Origin of the sequence: Streptomyces sp. NPDC059850 (assembly GCF_042731515.1) — a bacterium.
GTDB lineage: Bacteria > Actinomycetota > Actinomycetes > Streptomycetales > Streptomycetaceae > Streptomyces.
On the sequence record NZ_JBHWJI010000013.1, the window covers coordinates 13,675 to 28,387 of the forward strand.

At 71.4% G+C, this 14,713-nt stretch carries 17 protein-coding genes and 5 tRNA genes; 16 read left to right on the forward strand and 6 right to left on the reverse strand.

Going from position 1 to position 14,713, the window contains the following annotated elements; translation table 11 throughout:
* The first annotated feature begins 231 nt into the window (after window positions 1–231).
* The 5 genes from ACFV9T_RS12955 to ACFV9T_RS12975 all read left to right on the forward strand — a co-directional run bounded on the left by ACFV9T_RS12955 (window position 232) and on the right by ACFV9T_RS12975 (window position 713).
* Window positions 232–303, forward strand: a tRNA-Gln gene (locus tag ACFV9T_RS12955).
* Between the two features lie 50 nt (window positions 304–353).
* Window positions 354–426 (forward strand) — tRNA-Glu (locus ACFV9T_RS12960).
* Between the two features lie 31 nt (window positions 427–457).
* Window positions 458–530: transfer RNA gene (locus tag ACFV9T_RS12965), tRNA-Glu, on the forward strand.
* A 13-nt stretch (window positions 531–543) separates the two neighbouring features.
* A tRNA-Gln gene (locus ACFV9T_RS12970) sits at window positions 544–615 on the forward strand.
* 25 nt (window positions 616–640) lie between these two features.
* Window positions 641–713, forward strand: a tRNA-Glu gene (locus ACFV9T_RS12975).
* 46 nt (window positions 714–759) lie between these two features.
* Here ACFV9T_RS12975 and ACFV9T_RS12980 read toward each other — a convergent pair.
* Window positions 760–1,395, reverse strand: coding sequence for a MerR family transcriptional regulator (locus ACFV9T_RS12980; protein ID WP_385439328.1), 636 nt, complete (start codon window positions 1,393–1,395; stop codon window positions 760–762).
* 127 nt (window positions 1,396–1,522) lie between these two features.
* On the opposite strand from ACFV9T_RS12980, the gene ACFV9T_RS12985 reads away from it, so the two are divergent.
* The gene (locus ACFV9T_RS12985; protein ID WP_385439330.1) at window positions 1,523–2,014 is read left to right on the forward strand and encodes a DUF4188 domain-containing protein; all 492 of its coding nucleotides are present in this window, start codon (window positions 1,523–1,525) and stop codon (window positions 2,012–2,014) included.
* A 55-nt stretch (window positions 2,015–2,069) separates the two neighbouring features.
* On the opposite strand, the gene ndgR is transcribed toward ACFV9T_RS12985, so the two are convergent.
* The gene (gene ndgR, locus ACFV9T_RS12990; RefSeq protein WP_385439332.1) at window positions 2,070–2,786 is read right to left on the reverse strand and encodes an IclR family transcriptional regulator NdgR; all 717 of its coding nucleotides are present in this window, start codon (window positions 2,784–2,786) and stop codon (window positions 2,070–2,072) included.
* Between the two features lie 142 nt (window positions 2,787–2,928).
* On the opposite strand from ndgR, the gene leuC reads away from it, so the two are divergent.
* The 4 genes from leuC to ACFV9T_RS13010 all read left to right on the forward strand — a co-directional run bounded on the left by leuC (window position 2,929) and on the right by ACFV9T_RS13010 (window position 6,039).
* Window positions 2,929–4,359, forward strand: a complete 1,431-nt coding sequence (gene leuC, locus ACFV9T_RS12995; protein ID WP_385439335.1) for a 3-isopropylmalate dehydratase large subunit — start codon at window positions 2,929–2,931, stop codon at window positions 4,357–4,359.
* A gap of 6 nt (window positions 4,360–4,365) precedes the next feature.
* Window positions 4,366–4,959 carry a 3-isopropylmalate dehydratase small subunit gene (leuD, locus tag ACFV9T_RS13000; protein WP_385439338.1) on the forward strand — a complete coding sequence of 198 codons (594 nt, stop codon included), beginning with the start codon at window positions 4,366–4,368 and terminating at the stop codon, window positions 4,957–4,959.
* Between the two features lie 124 nt (window positions 4,960–5,083).
* The gene (locus tag ACFV9T_RS13005; protein ID WP_179936968.1) at window positions 5,084–5,329 is read left to right on the forward strand and encodes a hypothetical protein; all 246 of its coding nucleotides are present in this window, start codon (window positions 5,084–5,086) and stop codon (window positions 5,327–5,329) included.
* A gap of 125 nt (window positions 5,330–5,454) precedes the next feature.
* Window positions 5,455–6,039, forward strand: a complete 585-nt coding sequence (locus ACFV9T_RS13010; RefSeq protein WP_385439341.1) for an HU family DNA-binding protein — start codon at window positions 5,455–5,457, stop codon at window positions 6,037–6,039.
* Between the two features lie 99 nt (window positions 6,040–6,138).
* On the opposite strand, the gene ACFV9T_RS13015 is transcribed toward ACFV9T_RS13010, so the two are convergent.
* Both ACFV9T_RS13015 and cofC read right to left on the reverse strand, forming a co-directional pair.
* Window positions 6,139–6,342, reverse strand: a complete 204-nt coding sequence (locus tag ACFV9T_RS13015; RefSeq protein ID WP_385439343.1) for a hypothetical protein — start codon at window positions 6,340–6,342, stop codon at window positions 6,139–6,141.
* Between the two features lie 48 nt (window positions 6,343–6,390).
* The gene (gene cofC / locus ACFV9T_RS13020) at window positions 6,391–7,050 is read right to left on the reverse strand and encodes a 2-phospho-L-lactate guanylyltransferase (protein WP_385439603.1); all 660 of its coding nucleotides are present in this window, start codon (window positions 7,048–7,050) and stop codon (window positions 6,391–6,393) included.
* A gap of 171 nt (window positions 7,051–7,221) precedes the next feature.
* Here cofC and ACFV9T_RS13025 point away from each other — a divergent pair, with 171 nt between their 5' ends.
* From ACFV9T_RS13025 to ACFV9T_RS13035, 3 genes are read left to right on the forward strand one after another with little or no spacing between them, the layout of a single operon-like run.
* Complete coding sequence (locus ACFV9T_RS13025) at window positions 7,222–7,959, forward strand: lysophospholipid acyltransferase family protein (RefSeq protein ID WP_385439345.1); 738 nt, start codon at window positions 7,222–7,224, stop codon at window positions 7,957–7,959.
* A complete protein-coding gene (locus ACFV9T_RS13030; RefSeq protein ID WP_385439347.1) occupies window positions 7,956–8,957 on the forward strand; it encodes an NAD(P)H-dependent glycerol-3-phosphate dehydrogenase in 1,002 nt (333 codons plus the stop codon). The genes ACFV9T_RS13025 and ACFV9T_RS13030 overlap by 4 nt, the downstream gene beginning before the upstream one ends.
* A gap of 34 nt (window positions 8,958–8,991) precedes the next feature.
* Window positions 8,992–10,164, forward strand: a complete 1,173-nt coding sequence (locus tag ACFV9T_RS13035; protein ID WP_385439349.1) for a D-alanine--D-alanine ligase family protein — start codon at window positions 8,992–8,994, stop codon at window positions 10,162–10,164.
* Between the two features lie 79 nt (window positions 10,165–10,243).
* On the opposite strand, the gene ACFV9T_RS13040 is transcribed toward ACFV9T_RS13035, so the two are convergent.
* The gene (locus tag ACFV9T_RS13040) at window positions 10,244–10,477 is read right to left on the reverse strand and encodes an Lrp/AsnC family transcriptional regulator (protein ID WP_009714774.1); all 234 of its coding nucleotides are present in this window, start codon (window positions 10,475–10,477) and stop codon (window positions 10,244–10,246) included.
* A gap of 137 nt (window positions 10,478–10,614) precedes the next feature.
* Here ACFV9T_RS13040 and ACFV9T_RS13045 point away from each other — a divergent pair, with 137 nt between their 5' ends.
* Both ACFV9T_RS13045 and thiD read left to right on the forward strand, forming a co-directional pair.
* Complete coding sequence (locus tag ACFV9T_RS13045) at window positions 10,615–11,583, forward strand: thiamine-phosphate kinase (RefSeq protein WP_385439351.1); 969 nt, start codon at window positions 10,615–10,617, stop codon at window positions 11,581–11,583.
* 16 nt (window positions 11,584–11,599) lie between these two features.
* The gene (thiD, locus tag ACFV9T_RS13050; RefSeq protein WP_385439605.1) at window positions 11,600–12,427 is read left to right on the forward strand and encodes a bifunctional hydroxymethylpyrimidine kinase/phosphomethylpyrimidine kinase; all 828 of its coding nucleotides are present in this window, start codon (window positions 11,600–11,602) and stop codon (window positions 12,425–12,427) included.
* A 103-nt stretch (window positions 12,428–12,530) separates the two neighbouring features.
* Here thiD and rpmB read toward each other — a convergent pair whose 3' ends face one another.
* Window positions 12,531–12,716, reverse strand: a complete 186-nt coding sequence (gene rpmB, locus ACFV9T_RS13055; RefSeq protein WP_009714771.1) for a 50S ribosomal protein L28 — start codon at window positions 12,714–12,716, stop codon at window positions 12,531–12,533.
* A gap of 212 nt (window positions 12,717–12,928) precedes the next feature.
* On the opposite strand from rpmB, the gene ACFV9T_RS13060 reads away from it, so the two are divergent.
* Window positions 12,929–14,668, forward strand: coding sequence for a DAK2 domain-containing protein (locus tag ACFV9T_RS13060; protein ID WP_385439355.1), 1,740 nt, complete (start codon window positions 12,929–12,931; stop codon window positions 14,666–14,668).
* Window positions 14,669–14,713 lie beyond the last annotated feature (45 nt).

A 14,713-nucleotide genomic window follows, 5' to 3' on the forward strand; every position in this document is an offset into this window, starting at 1 on the left:
CGCGCGCGCCCCCTGCCCCGCACCCCGGCGCCCGCGCACTCGCGGGGGGCCGCGGGGCCGTCCGCGCCGGGGCGGGGCGCGGGTGGCCGGCCGGGCGGCGCCACCGCCCCGGCAATCCGTTTTGGTGGCCCGTCCACCATCGGGTAATGTTCTTCCTGCGCCGCCCGGGCGGGCCGAAGGCCGGACCGGGGCGCAAACCCAGACAACACCCCGACAGGGGTGGAGTTTTGGTGGGGTATGGTGTAATTGGCAGCACGAGTGATTCTGGTTCACTTAGTCTAGGTTCGAGTCCTGGTACCCCAGCAAGAGATCTTCTCGATTTCTTCGTGAATCTCTTGATCAAGCAAAACCAGGCCCCCGTTGTGTAGCGGCCTAGCACGCCGCCCTCTCAAGGCGGTAGCGCCGGTTCGAATCCGGTCGGGGGTACAGATCTCCAGCAGTTACGGAGATCGCTAGGGCCCCCGTTGTGTAGCGGCCTAGCACGCCGCCCTCTCAAGGCGGTAGCGCCGGTTCGAATCCGGTCGGGGGTACTGGTCTATACCATGGGCTATGGTGTAATTGGCAGCACGAGTGATTCTGGTTCATTTAGTCTAGGTTCGAGTCCTGGTAGCCCAGCGCAGTGCAGGATGTGCTGATTCAGGCCCCCGTTGTGTAGCGGCCTAGCACGCCGCCCTCTCAAGGCGGTAGCGCCGGTTCGAATCCGGTCGGGGGTACAGAACAGGGAAGGCCCTCCGTGGAGACACGGAGGGCCTTTTCGTGTTATTCCACGTCATCGAAGCGGCGGCCGGACTCCTCGGCCTGGGCGAGCCGCCGCAGGCTCAGCAGCACCGGCTCGTACAGCACGGTCAGCGCGACGGACGCCTCGATCTGCTCGGTGGGCGTGTCGTACGTCTCCACCACGTCCAGTTCGTGGACGGCCAGTTCGGACGCCAGCCGGGCGTACGGCAGCAAGTGGCCGGTGTCATACGGGTATCCGAGGCGGGCCAGCGACGCGATCGCCTCCACCAGCATCCGGTAGGCGGGGGAGTCCCGGTCGTGGGTCCAGCCGAGCCGCTCCAGCAGCGCGCCCGCCTCCTCCCGGGCGCGGGTTGTCTCCGGGGCGTCGTTATCGGGTTCCGGGCCGTGCGGAAGGGCCCAGACCGCGGCGCCCAGCCGCATGTGCTGGCTCAGCGACTCGTCCTCCGCCGCCTTCAGTACCTCGCGCGCGGTGGCCACCGGCATCCGGCCGACCTGGATCAGCGCCCGCACCAGCCGCAGCCTGCGCAGATGCTCCTCGCCGTACGCGGCCTTCGTGGCGGTGAGGCGCTCGCCCGGCGGCAGCAGCCCTTCGCGCAGGTAGTACTTGATCGTCGCGGTGGACACTCCGCTGCGCTCGCTCAGCTCCGCCAGTCGCATGCCGTCCCTTTCCCTCGCAGTTCTCTCTTGCGCTTCCGTATGGAGAGTGCCACTATCCAATCATTGGATAGCTTCACTATCCAATATGTCGTGAGTGTTGCCGTGACGTCGGAGCGAGGGGATCGCCATGGGTGCCGATGTGATCGAAGGCCGGATGACCGCCGAGGGCGAGGGGGAGGTGACCGTCTTCCTCATCGGGATGCGCGTCAACCGCTTCCGCGCGCTGCGCAGCTGGCTGCCGGTGTTCAACGCCATGCCGCGGATGCTGCGCGAGCTGTCGCGGGACAAGGAGAGCGGGCTGCTGGGCTACGAGCTGCTGGTGGGCCCGCCCCGGGTGCTGTGCGTCGTCCAGTACTGGGACTCGCACGAGAAGCTGATGGCGTACGCCTCGGCGCAGGGCAAGGAGCACCGCCCGGCCTGGGCCGCGTTCAACCGGCGGGCCCGGGAGGGCGGGGGGAAGGTCGGCATCTGGCACGAGACGTACGTCGTACCGGCCGGTGCGCACGAGTCGATCTACTCCGGCATGCCGGCGTTCGGGCTGGGCAAGGCCACCGGGGTCGTCCCGGTCGGCCGACGCGGCGAGCGCGCGGCCGACCGGCTGTCGCTGAAGGGCGCGTAGCCACCGCGCGGCGGGGGAGTGGGCGCGTAGCGATCAGGCGCCCGTAACGCGGTCATCAGTGGCCCCGGCGCAGCGCGTCCGAGAGGCGCGCCGCCGCGTCGATGACCGCCTGGGCGTGCATACGGCCCGGGTGGCGGGTCAGCCGCTCGATCGGTCCGGAGACCGAGACGGAGGCGACCACACGGTTGGACGGGCCGCGCACCGGGGCGGACACGGACGCCACGCCCGGCTCCCGCTCGCCGATCGACTGGGCCCAGCCCCGCCGCCGTACGCCGGAGAGCGCCGTCGCGGTGAAGCGGGCGCCCTGGAGGCCCCGGTGCAGCCGCTCCGGCTCCTCCCAGGCCATCAGGATCTGGGCCGCAGAGCCCGCCTTCATGGGGAGCGTGGAGCCGACCGGCACGGTGTCCCGCAATCCGGACAGCCGCTCGGCCGCCGCGACGCAGATGCGCATATCGCCCTGGCGCCGGTAGAGCTGCGCGCTCTCCCCGGTCACGTCCCTGAGGTGGGTCAGGACCGGGCCTGCCGTGGCGAGCAGCCGGTCCTCGCCCGCCGCCGCGGCCAGCTCGGCCAGGCGCGGGCCCAGAATGAAGCGCCCTTGCATGTCACGCGCCACCATCCGGTGGTGCTCAAGTGCTACCGCCAGCCGGTGCGCCGTGGGGCGCGCGAGACCGGTGGCTCCGACCAGCCCCGCGAGGGTGGCCGGACCGGACTCCAGAGCGCTCAATACCAGAGCCGCCTTGTCGAGAACGCCGACGCCGCTAGAGTTGTCCATGAAACGATACTCGCGTCTCACAGTGTGAAACGCAAGTTCAATTTTTCGGGATACCCGCCACTCTGTAACTGGCGGGCCCGCGACCCAGGGCACGTACTCGACACGAGTTGGGCCGGCGAAGAGGCCGGTCGGAGGGAAAGCGATGGGACGGACACTCGCGGAGAAGGTCTGGGACGATCATGTCGTCCGGCACGCCGATGGCGAGCCCGACCTCCTCTTCATCGATCTGCACCTGCTGCACGAGGTGACCAGCCCGCAGGCCTTCGACGGCCTCCGCAAGGCCGGCCGCCAGGTGCGCCGCACCGATCTCACCATCGCGACCGAGGATCACAACACCCCGACCCTCGACATCGACAAGCCGATCGCGGACCCCGTCTCCCGCACCCAGTTGGAGACGCTGCGCAAGAACTGCGCGGAGTTCGGGGTGCGTCTGCACCCGCTCGGCGACGTCGAGCAGGGCGTTGTCCACGTGGTGGGACCGCAGCTGGGACTGACCCAGCCCGGCACCACCGTCGTCTGCGGTGACAGCCACACCTCCACCCACGGCGCCTTCGGCGCGCTCGCGTTCGGCATCGGCACCAGCCAGGTCGAGCACGTGCTGGCCACCCAGACGCTGCCGCTCGCGCCGTTCAAGACCATGGCCGTCACCGTCGAGGGCGAGCTGCCCGAGACCGTCACCGCCAAGGACCTGATCCTGGCGATCATCGCCCGCATCGGCACCGGCGGCGGCCAGGGCTTCGTGATCGAGTACCGCGGCTCCGCCGTCGAGCAGCTCTCGATGGAAGCCCGGATGACCGTGTGCAACATGTCCATCGAGGCGGGCGCCCGGGCGGGCATGATCGCCCCGGACGAGACCACCTTCGACTACCTCCAGGGCCGCCCGCACGCCCCGCAGGGCGAGGAGTGGGACCGGGCCGTCGAGTACTGGCGCACGCTGCGCAGCGACGACGACGCGGTCTACGACCGCGAGGTCGTCATCGATGCCTCCGAGCTGGCCCCGTTCGTCACCTGGGGCACCAACCCCGGTCAGGGCGCGCCGCTGTCGGAGTCGGTGCCGGACCCGGCCACCTTCGAGGACGCCAGCGAGAAGTACGCCGCCGAGAAGGCCCTGGAGTACATGGGTCTGACGGCCGGTCAGCCGCTGCGCGAGATCAAGGTGGACACCGTCTTCGTCGGCTCCTGCACCAACGGCCGCATCGAGGACCTGCGCTCCGCCGCCTCCATCCTGTACGGCCGTTCGGTGGCCGACGGGGTGCGGATGCTGGTGGTACCGGGCTCGGTGCGGGTCGCGCTGCAGGCCGTGGAGGAGGGGCTGGACAAGGTCTTCACCCAGGCCGGCGCCGAATGGCGGCACGCGGGCTGTTCGATGTGCCTGGGCATGAACCCCGACCAGCTCGCCCCCGGTGAGCGCTCGGCGTCCACGTCCAACCGCAACTTCGAGGGCAGGCAGGGCAAGGGCGGCCGTACCCACCTGGTCTCGCCGCAGGTCGCCGCCGCCACCGCGGTCCTCGGCCACCTGGCCTCGCCCGCCGACCTGTCCGACGCCGACGTCACCGTTCCCGTGGGGGTCTGAGCAGCCATGGAAGCATTCACCACGCACACCGGCCGGGCCGTTCCGCTGCGCCGCAGCAACGTCGACACCGACCAGATCATCCCCGCGCACTGGCTCAAGAAGGTCACCCGCGACGGTTTCGAGGACGGGCTGTTCGAGGCCTGGCGCAAGGACCCGGAGTTCGTGCTCAACCAGCCCGAACACAAGGGCGGGACGGTCCTGGTGGCCGGCCCCGACTTCGGCACCGGCTCCTCGCGCGAGCACGCGGTGTGGGCGCTGCAGAACTACGGCTTCAAGGCCGTGATCTCCTCGCGCTTCGCCGACATCTTCCGGGGCAACTCCCTCAAGAACGGGCTGCTGACCGTCGTCCTGCCGCAGGAGACCGTGGAACGGCTCTGGAAGCTGGTCGAGGCGGACCCCGCCACGGAGGTCACCGTGGACCTCGTCGACCGTCAGGTTCGAGCCGAGGGAATCACGGCTGATTTTGAGCTTGACGAGAACGCCCGGTGGCGACTCCTGGAGGGGCTGGATGACATCAGCCTCACCCTCAGGGAGGAGGCCGACATCGTCGCGTACGAGGGTCGCCGCTTCTCCTTCAAGCCCACCACGACGGTGCTCTGACCCCCCGGTTTCCCCTGCACAGAGCGGGTTTGGCATGATGCGCCGCCAGTCCTCGGACTGGCGGCGCATCGTCATGTTGAGGCCCCGTGAAGCGACAACTCGCCTCAGATGGCACAATCAGTGCATGGAACGCGACGGCCAACTCGAGCTCTACGGTCTTGTCGCTGCCCGGCTCAAGGAAGCGCACACAAGGGTGCGCACACTGCAAGTCCCGGAGGGCGTACGGATGGCGCTGTCCCGGAAGCTGCTGGTGATCACGGCAGCGTCAAAACACGATCTCGCAGACGCGGCAAGGCGTCTGGAGCGGTTGATGAACGACCTCGACGAGGGCCGTTTCCCCGAAGATCCCGACTCCTACCGAAGTCCGTGACGACCGAGTGCGTTGCGGCACAAGGGTGATTAGCCCGTTTCGTGTTTGATTTGCGGTATATATCTGCCTAACGTGCGAAAAAGCTTGAACACATTCGTTCCAGCAATGTCTCCGAAGGGGAAGACGTGAACAAGGCGCAGCTCGTAGAAGCGATTGCCGACAAGGTCGGCGGACGACAGCAGGCCGCCGAAGCGGTCGACGCGGTCCTGGACGCCATCGTCCGCGCGGTGGTCGGCGGGGATCGAGTTTCGGTCACCGGTTTCGGATCGTTCGAGAAGGTGGAACGGCCCGCCCGGTACGCCCGTAACCCCCAGACCGGAGAGCGGGTCCGGGTCAAGAAGACCTCGGTGCCCCGTTTCCGTGCGGGTCAGGGCTTCAAGGACCTGGTGAGCGGTTCGAAGAAGCTGCCGCGGGGCGGCGAGGTGGCCGTGAAGAAGGCCCCCAAGGGCAGCCTCCAGGCCGCCGCGAAGAAGGCCGCGGCCAAGAAGGCCACCGCCAAGAAGGCGGCTCCGGCGAAGAAGGCGACCGCCAAGAAGACCGCGGCCAAGAAGGCGCCCGCCAAGAAGGCTCCGGCGAAGGCCACCGCCAAGAAGGCGGCTCCGGCGAAGAAGACGCCCGCCAAGAAGGCCACCGCGAAGAAGGCCCCGGCGCGCAAGACGACCGCGCGCAAGGCCCCCGCCAAGAAGACCACCACCGCCAGGAAGCGCTAGTCAGCGCCGTACAGCGGCACCTTTCACGCGCCGGGCCGGGCTCCGAAGAGGGAGCCCGGCCCGCGGTGCGTCACGGGCCCGGAACCCCCGCCTGGGGTGTCAGAACGTCTGCAGGGTGATGAAGACGACGCGCCGCTCGTCGCCCTCGCCCGCGACCTCGATCCGCACCCGCTGCCCGGGCCGCAGCGTCAGCAGCCCCCCGGCGTCGAAGGCCGCCGCGTCGAAGGGCAGGGGCGTGCCGTCGTCGAGCAGCACACTGCCCGTACGGGCGTCGGAGTCGTAGGTGTAGGCCGTTCCCTGCATACCCGCCAGCCTAGTGCGCCCCGCCCGGCGCCTCCCCTCGGGGCACCCCTATGTCCCCGGCAGCGCCGCCCGCCGACCGGGCGGGCAGGAGGTGCCGCACAGCCGGGCCGTATGGGGGCCGACGCCCAGCGCCAGCGCCGCGCGCAGGTCCTCCCCGGTGTCCACGTCGCGCCGCACCGAATCGACCCCGGGCAGCTCGATCTCGTACGCGCCGGACGCCCGGTGCCGGGCCCGGGAGGCGCCCCCGAAGGCGGGGGCGAGGTCGGTGCCAGGCGACGCCGCGAGGAGTGTCGTACCGACCCCCGCCGCGTCCGCCAGAAAGGCGCGTGGGAAGCCCGCGGCGGCTTCGAGCACCTGGTCGAGGTCGGCGGTCCGCAGCGCCGGGAGATCGGCGTTCAGCGCCGCCACGAAGGCCCTGGGGCGGCCCTCCCGTACCGTCCGGGCGCCGTGCGTGAGCGCCGCGTTCAGTCCACGGCCCGGCGTATCGGGCAGGATCCGGGCGCCGAGGGTAGCCAGCTCGCGCGCGGCGAGCGGGTCGTCCGTGACCACGGTCACCCCGCCCACCCGCCGACTGGCCAGCGCCGCACCCACCGTGTCCTTGGCGAACGCCAGCGCGAGCCCCGGCCGCAGGGCGTCCCCGGTGGCGTCGGAGAGCCTGCTCTTCGCCCGTGACAGGGGTTTCAGCGGCACCACCAGCGTCCACACCACAGGGCTTGCGTTTCTTCCCACGGACCCCATTCTCGCCTGCTGCCCGGCTCGTCCCGGACGTGGCGGGGTTACGGTGTCCTCGACAGACCGAGTACCTGGAGCGAGACTTGTGCGGCTGCCAGGACGGCAGCAAGCCAGCAGGTCAGCAGGGTCAAGAGGAGGATGTTCCGAGTGTCCGGCCGCAGAATCGGCTTCTGGTACCGCATGGCGGCGGTCATGGTGAAACCACCGATGGTGGTTCTGTTCAAGCGGGACTGGCACGGAATGGAGCACATTCCGGCCGACGGTGGCTTTATCACCGCGGTCAACCACAACTCGTATCTCGACCCGCTCTCCTACGCGCACTTCCAGTACAACTCCGGACGGGTGCCCCGCTTCCTCGCCAAGGCCGCCCTCTTCAAGGGCGGCTTCATGGGCACCATGCTGCGCGGCACCGGGCAGATCCCCGTCTACCGCGAGTCGACCGACGCGGCCAACGCCTTCCGGGCCGCCGTCGACGCCATCAACAAGGGCGAGTGCGTGGCCTTCTACCCCGAGGGCACCCTGACCCGCGACCCCGACATGTGGCCGATGCGCGGCAAGACCGGCGCCGCCCGGGTCGCCCTGCTCACCAAGGCCCCGGTCATCCCGGTCGCCCAGTGGGGTGCCAACGAGGCCGTACCGCCGTACGCCAAGGAGCGGCGGGTCCGGCTCTTCCCGCGCAAGACCCTCAAGGTGCACGCGGGCCCGCCGGTGGACCTGTCCGAGTACTACGGCCAGGAGCCCACCGCCGACGTGCTGCGGGCGGCCACCGACACCATCATGGCCGCGGTCACCGAACTCCTCGCCGAAGTCCGCGACGAGCCGGTGCCCGCCCGGACGGCCGACGTCATCGCGGAACGCCCCGTGGCCGAGGAGGAGAGCAAGTGACGCGCTGCGCCGTCTACGGCACCGGCTCCTGGGGCACCGCCTTCGCGATGGTGCTCGCCGACGCGGGCTGCGAGGTGACGCTGTGGGGCCGCAGGCCCGATGTCGTCGAGGCCATCAACACCGGCCGCACCAATCCCGACTACTTCCCCGGCATCCGCCTCCCCGAGGGCGTACGAGCCACCACCGACCCGGCCGAGGCCGCGCGCGGCGCGGAGTTCACCGTCTTCTCCGTGCCCTCCCAGACGCTGCGCGGCAACCTCGCCGCCTGGGCCCCGCTGCTGCCCGCCGACACCGTGCTGGTGTCCCTGATGAAAGGCGTCGAACTCGGCACGGCCAAGCGGATGAGCGAGGTCATCGCGGAGGTCGCCGAAGCGCCCGCGGAGCGCGTCGCGGTGCTCACCGGCCCCAACCTCGCCAAGGAGATCGCCGCCCGGCAGCCCGCGGCCTCCGTGGTGGCCTGCCCGGACGAGGACGTGGCGCGCCGCCTCCAGACCGCGTGCCACACCCCTTACTTCCGCCCGTACACCAACACCGACGTGGTCGGCTGCGAACTCGGCGGCGCGGTGAAGAACGTCATCGCGCTGGCCGTCGGCATCGCGGACGGCATGGGGCTCGGCGACAACGCCAAGGCGTCCCTCATCACCCGCGGGCTCGCCGAAACGACCCGCCTCGGCCTCGCGATGGGCGCCGACGCGCACACCTTCGCGGGCCTGGCGGGCATGGGCGACCTGGTCGCCACCTGCTCCTCGCCGCTCTCCCGCAACCACACCTTCGGCACCAACCTGGGCCGCGGGATGACGCTGGAGGAGACCATCGCGGTCACCCGGCAGACGGCGGAGGGCGTCAAGTCGTGCGAGTCCGTACTGGATCTCGCCCGGCGCTACGACGTCGACATGCCGATCACCGAGACCGTGGTGGGCATCGTCCATGACGGCAAACAGCCGCTCGTCGCGCTCAAAGAGCTGATGTCGCGCAGCGCGAAGGCCGAGCGGCACTGACGCCGTCCGAACCGCAAGGTAACCTCAACGCGATATGAGCAGCGAGACTCCTTCCTCAAGCCCTGTCCCGGCTTCCTCCACCGGCGAGCCGCGGAAGCCGCGCGTCGCCGTCGTCTTCGGCGGACGCAGCTCCGAGCACGCCATCTCGGTGGTCACCGCGGGGGCCGTGCTGCGCGCCATCGACCGCGAGAAGTACGACGTGCTGCCGATCGGCATCACGTCGGACGGCCGTTGGGCGCTCACCGCCGACGAGCCCGAGCGGATGGCCATCGCGGACCGGCGGCTCCCGAGCGTCGACCGGCTCGCCGAGTCCGAGGAGGGGTCGGTCGTGCTGCCGGTCGACCCGGGCAGCCGCGAGGTCGTCTACAGCGAGCCGGGCGCGGTGCCCAAGGCGCTCGGCGACGTCGACGTCGTCTTCCCCATGCTGCACGGCCCGTACGGCGAGGACGGCACCCTCCAGGGGCTGCTGGAGCTGTCCGGGGTGCCCTATGTGGGCGCCGGGGTGCTGGCCTCCGCGGTCGGCATGGACAAGGAGTACATGAAGCGGGTGTTCGTCTCGTTCGGGCTGCCCGTCGGCCCGTACGAGGTCATCCGCCCCCGCGACTGGGAGCGCGACCCCACCGCCGCCCGCGCCAGGATCACCGATTTCGCCGCCGAGCACGGCTGGCCGGTGTTCGTGAAGCCCTCCCGGGCCGGTTCCTCCATCGGCATCACCAAGGTCGACGGCCCGGAGCAGCTGGACGAGGCGATCGAGGAGGCCCGCCGCCACGACCCGAAGGTCATCGTGGAGGCGCTGCTGCGCGGTCGCGAGATCGAGTGCGGGGTGCTGGAATTCGAGGACGGGCCGCGGGCCAGCGTGCCCGCCGAGATCCCCCCGGTCTCCAGCCACGACTTCTACGACTTCGAGGCCAAGTACATCGACGCGGCCCCCGGTGTGGTGCCCGCGCCGCTCACCGCGGAGCAGACCGAGCGGGTTCAGGAGTTGGCGGTGCGCGCCTTCGACTCGGTGTCCTGCGAGGGCCTGGTGCGCGCGGACTTCTTCCTGCTGGACAGCGGCGAGTTCGTGATCAACGAGATCAACACGATGCCCGGCTTCACCCCGATCTCCATGTACCCGCGCATGTGGCAGGAGAGCGGCGTGACCTACCCCGAGCTGGTGGACCGGCTCATCCAGGCCGCGCTGCGCCGCTCCACGGGGCTGCGCTAGTTCCGTAAGGCGTCCGGCCACCGGGCCGCGTCGGCCCGGTGGCCCGCCTCACCGGCCGAGCGCTCGGGGGGAGCTGGATCTAGATGTGGACCACCGGGCAGGTGAGCGTGCGCGTGATCCCTTCCACTTGCTGGACTTTCGCGACGACCATGCGGCCGAGTTCGTCGACCGTTTCGGCCTGGGCGCGCACGATCACGTCGTACGGCCCTGTGACGTCCTCGGCCTGTATCACCCCCGGGAGCTTGGCGATGACGTCGGCGACGGTCGACGCCTTGCCAACCTCGGTCTGGATCAGGATGTACGCCTGTACCACGGAACCTCCAGGGCGGCTACGAGGATCATGTGGGGAGAAGGGACGCCACGGTACCGCGTCGCCATGCGGCGCGGGGAGACCCGCGCGGGGTGCGCCGCGCGGCGGGCAGAGGGCCACGAGCACGAAGGGGCAATGCGATGAAGGGCACCGTGGGCGAGTTGGGGGAGTTCGGGCTCATCAGAGAGCTGACCTCCCGGCTCACCACCACCCCGGCGGTGAAGCTGGGGCCCGGGGACGACGCGGCGGTCGTGGCCGCCCCGGACCGCAGGGTGGTGGCCAGTACGGACGTCCTGCTGGAGGGCAGGCACTTCCGCCGGGACTGGTCCACCGCCTATGACGTCGGCCGCAAGGCCGCCGCGCAGAACCTCGCGGACATCGCGGCCATGGGCGCGGTGCCGACCGCGCTGCTGCTGGGCCTGGTGGTGCCCGCCGATCTGCCGGTGACCTGGCCGGCCGAGATGATGGACGGGATCCGCGACGAATGCCAGGTGGCGGGCGCCGCGGTGGTCGGCGGCGATGTGGTGCGCGGAGACGCCATCACCATCGCCATCACCGCGCTGGGCGATCTGCGCAACCATGAGCCGGTCACCCGATCCGGTGCCCGGCCGGGCGACGTTGTCGCCGTCACCGGCTGGCTGGGCTGGTCGGCCGCCGGGCACGCGGTGCTCTCGCGGGGTTTCCGCTCACCGCGCGCCTTCGTCGAGGCGCACCGCCGCCCGGAGCCGCCGTACCACGCGGGACCGGCCGCCGCCGGGCTCGGCGCGACCGCGATGACCGACGTCAGCGACGGTCTGGTGGCCGACCTCGGGCATATCGCCGACGCCAGCCAGGTCCGTATCGATCTGCGCTCGGGGGACATCGACATCCCCACGCAGATGTCGGACATCGGGCAGGCGGTCGGCGTCGACCCGATCCAGTGGGTGCTCAGCGGGGGAGAGGACCACGCGATCGTGGCCACCTTCCCGTCGGACGTGAAGCTGCCCGCCCGCTGGAAGGTGATCGGCGAGGTGCTCAACCCGTCGGCGCTGCCGCAGGTGACGGTCGACGGGGCGCCCTGGGTGCACGCGGGCTGGGACCATTTCGGGGATGACCAGGGCGCCGAGTAGATTCGGCCGTATGGCCATGTCTACCGATGTCCCCCGCGTACCCCGTGACCACCAGGTGCCCGTCCGCGTCCTCACCGTCGCCGGGTCGGACTCCGGCGGCGGTGCGGGCATCCAGGCCGACCTGAAGACGATGCTGGCCCTGGGCGCGCACGGGATGAGCGTGCTCACCGCGGTGACGGCGCAGAACTCCCAGGGCGTCCAGGGCGCCTGGGAGCTGCCCGCGGAGGCGGTCCGCGCCCAGTTCCGCAGCGTGGTGGACGACATCGGCGTCCAGGCGGTCAAGACGGGCATGCTGGCCACCGCCGAGCTGGTCGAGACCGTCGCCGGGCTGCTCGCGGGGCTGCCCGCGCCGGTGGTCGTCGACCCGGTCGGGGTCTCCAAGCACGGCGATCCGCTGCTGGCCGCCGAGGCGCTGGACGCGGTCCGCTCCAAGCTGCTGCCCACCGCCACCGTCGCCACCCCCAACCTGGACGAGGTGGCCCAGCTGACCGGCATCCGGGCCGGTTCCGAGGGCGATCTGCGGCGGGCGGCGCGCGCGGTGCTGGACTTCGGCCCGCGCTGGGCGCTGATCAAGGGCGGCCATCTGCCGGGCGACGCGGTGGACCTGCTCACCGACGGCACCGAGGAGCACTGGCTGCGGGCGCCCCGCTACGACAACCGCCACACCCACGGCACCGGCTGCACCCTCGCCTCGGCGGTCGCCACCTACCTCGCGGGCGGCATGGCGGTCCCGGAGGCCGTCACGGCGGCCAAGGCGTACGTCACGGGCGCGATCGAGGCGGGCTTCCCCCTGGGCGCGGGCATCGGCCCGGTCGACCACGGCTGGCTGACGACCGGCGAGTAAGCCTCGAAGGGCGCGTCCGGGCATGCGTAAAGGCCGGTCCACCGTCATGCGTGGACCGGCCTCGGCAACCGGAACCCCGCTTGCGCGGGGGGAAGGCGTGCGCCTAGCGCGAGACCTTGCCGGCCTTGATGCACGAGGTGCAGACGTTGAGCCGCTTCGGGGTCCGACCGACCACAGCGCGCACCGTCTGGATGTTGGGGTTCCAACGACGGCGGGTGCGGCGGTGCGAGTGCGAGATGTTGTTGCCGAAGCCCGGCCCCTTGCCGCAGACGTCGCAGTTGGCAGCCACGGGTTACTCCAAAGACGGGTCAGCCTCGCTTCCCGCGAGGAGACAGAAACTTGAACGGAACCCCGGCGTAGCCAAGATCGTGGAAGACCGGCGGCGCCAGGGGAATAGCCCGACTCTCATCGGGCAACCGGAGCAGCATACAACGGCCACTCCCGTACAACGAAACTATCATGGCTGCCCCAGCCCCTGCGGAGGGCGGCGACTAGCCTGCGATGACGCGCAGCCCGACCCCGAGGAGTACGTACGTGCCGCACACGCTCGACGCCGATGCGGTACGGATCTGGTGCGGGCTGGCGCTGGACGCGCTGGGCCGGGCCCGCGAGGACATCGACGCGATCAACGTCTATCCGGTCGCGGACGGTGACACCGGCACCAATCTGTATCTGACCGTCGAGTCCGCAGCACAGGCCGTCGACGCCGCGTTCGACCGCCACCCCGCCTCGGCCGGGGCCGCCCGCCCCAGCCTCGCCGACGTGGTGCGCGCCATGGCCCATGGCGCGCTGATCGGCGCGCGCGGCAACTCCGGCACCATCCTGGCCCAGCTGCTGCGCGGCATGGCGGACGTACTGGCCGAGGGCGGCGGTACGGGGAGCGGCGGCGAGGCGGACGGGCTGCGGCGGGCCCTGCGGCGTGCCGTCCAGCTGGCGTACCTGGCCGTGGCGCACCCCGTCGAGGGGACCGTACTGACCGTGGCCATGGCCGCAGCCGAGAGCGCGGAGCGGGCCACCGGGGACGTCGGCGCGGTGGCGCGCGCGGCGTACGAAGGGGCGCGCACCGCGCTCCAGGCGACCCCCGGGCAGCTCGACGTGCTGGCCCGCGCGGGCGTCGTCGACGCGGGGGGCTACGGCCTGGTCACGGTGTTGGGCGGGCTCGCCGAGGCGCTCTCCGGCGAACCCCCGGCCGCGCCGCCCGCCGCCCCCGCCATCCCCGCTCCCGCCCTGCCCTCCGGGGAGCCCGGTCCGGTGGACTGTTCCGCCGACGGGCCCGCGTTCGAGGTGATCTACCTCCTGGAAGCCGACGACGACGCCGTCCCCGCCCTGCGCGAGCGGCTGGACGCGCTCGGCGACTCCCTCGTGATCGTCGGCGGCGACCGGCTGTGGAACGTCCACGTCCATGTGGACGACGCGGGCGCCGCGGTGGAGGCGGGCATCGAGGCCGGACGCCCGTACCGCGTCCGCATCACCCACTTCGGCGCCCCCGCCGAGCGCCGTCCCGCCGCCGTCCCGGAGCCCGGCCGCCCCGAGGCGAGCCGGAGGGGGCGGCGGCCCGACCGGCCGTCCGGCGAGCGCGCGACCCGCGCCGTGGTCGCCGTCGTACCCGGCGACGGGCTCGCCGCGCTGTGCGCCGAGGCGGGCGCCACCGTGGTCGCCACCGAGCCCGGGAAGCCGCCCGGCGGCGGCGAACTGGCCGAGGCGATCCTGCGGGCCCACGCACGCGAGGTGGTGCTGCTGCCCAACGACGCCGAGCTGCGCCACCCGGCGGCGGCCGCCGCCGCGCAGGCCCGCGCCGAGGGCGTACGGGTCGCCGTCATCCCCACCCGCTCCCCGGTCCAGGGCATCGCCGCGCTCGCCGTACACGAACCCGCCCGCAGCTTCGACGAGGACGTCGTCGCCATGACCTCCGCCGCGGGCGCCACCCGCTGCGCCGAACTGGCCGTCGCCGAGCACCGGTCCTGGACCATGGCCGGGGTATGCCAGGCCGGGGACGTCCTGGGCCTGATCGACGGCGATGTGGCGGTGATCGGCACCGAACTGGCCCCGACCGCCGAGACGGTCCTGGACCGGATGCTGGCGGCGGGCGGGGAGATGGTCACGCTGGTGCTCGGCGCGGACCTCCCGGACGACATCGCCGAGCGGCTGGAGCGGCACGTACGGGAGGGCCACTTCGCCGTCGACACGATCGTCTACCGGGGCGGCCAGCCCTCCGCGCCGCTGATCATAGGCGTCGAATGATCCCGGGAATGATCCCGGGCATGACCCCGTGAAGGGCCCCGCTTG

Excerpts from the sequence above, each read along its gene's own strand:
- ndgR (WP_385439332.1), bottom strand. The coding sequence starts at position 2,786 with ATGGACAACTCTAGCGGCGTCGGCGTTCTCGACAAGGCGGCTCTGGTA.
- ACFV9T_RS13005 (WP_179936968.1), top strand. The coding sequence starts at position 5,084 with ATGGAACGCGACGGCCAACTCGAGCTCTACGGTCTTGTCGCTGCCCGG.
- thiD (WP_385439605.1), top strand. The coding sequence starts at position 11,600 with ATGTCTACCGATGTCCCCCGCGTACCCCGTGACCACCAGGTGCCCGTC.
- ACFV9T_RS12980 (WP_385439328.1), bottom strand. The coding sequence starts at position 1,395 with ATGCGACTGGCGGAGCTGAGCGAGCGCAGCGGAGTGTCCACCGCGACG.
- ACFV9T_RS12985 (WP_385439330.1), top strand. The coding sequence starts at position 1,523 with ATGGGTGCCGATGTGATCGAAGGCCGGATGACCGCCGAGGGCGAGGGG.
- ACFV9T_RS13015 (WP_385439343.1), bottom strand. The coding sequence starts at position 6,342 with ATGCAGGGAACGGCCTACACCTACGACTCCGACGCCCGTACGGGCAGT.
- leuC (WP_385439335.1), top strand. The coding sequence starts at position 2,929 with ATGGGACGGACACTCGCGGAGAAGGTCTGGGACGATCATGTCGTCCGG.
- ACFV9T_RS13045 (WP_385439351.1), top strand. The coding sequence starts at position 10,615 with ATGAAGGGCACCGTGGGCGAGTTGGGGGAGTTCGGGCTCATCAGAGAG.
- leuD (WP_385439338.1), top strand. The coding sequence starts at position 4,366 with ATGGAAGCATTCACCACGCACACCGGCCGGGCCGTTCCGCTGCGCCGC.
- ACFV9T_RS13060 (WP_385439355.1), top strand. The coding sequence starts at position 12,929 with ATGACGCGCAGCCCGACCCCGAGGAGTACGTACGTGCCGCACACGCTC.
- ACFV9T_RS13035 (WP_385439349.1), top strand. The coding sequence starts at position 8,992 with ATGAGCAGCGAGACTCCTTCCTCAAGCCCTGTCCCGGCTTCCTCCACC.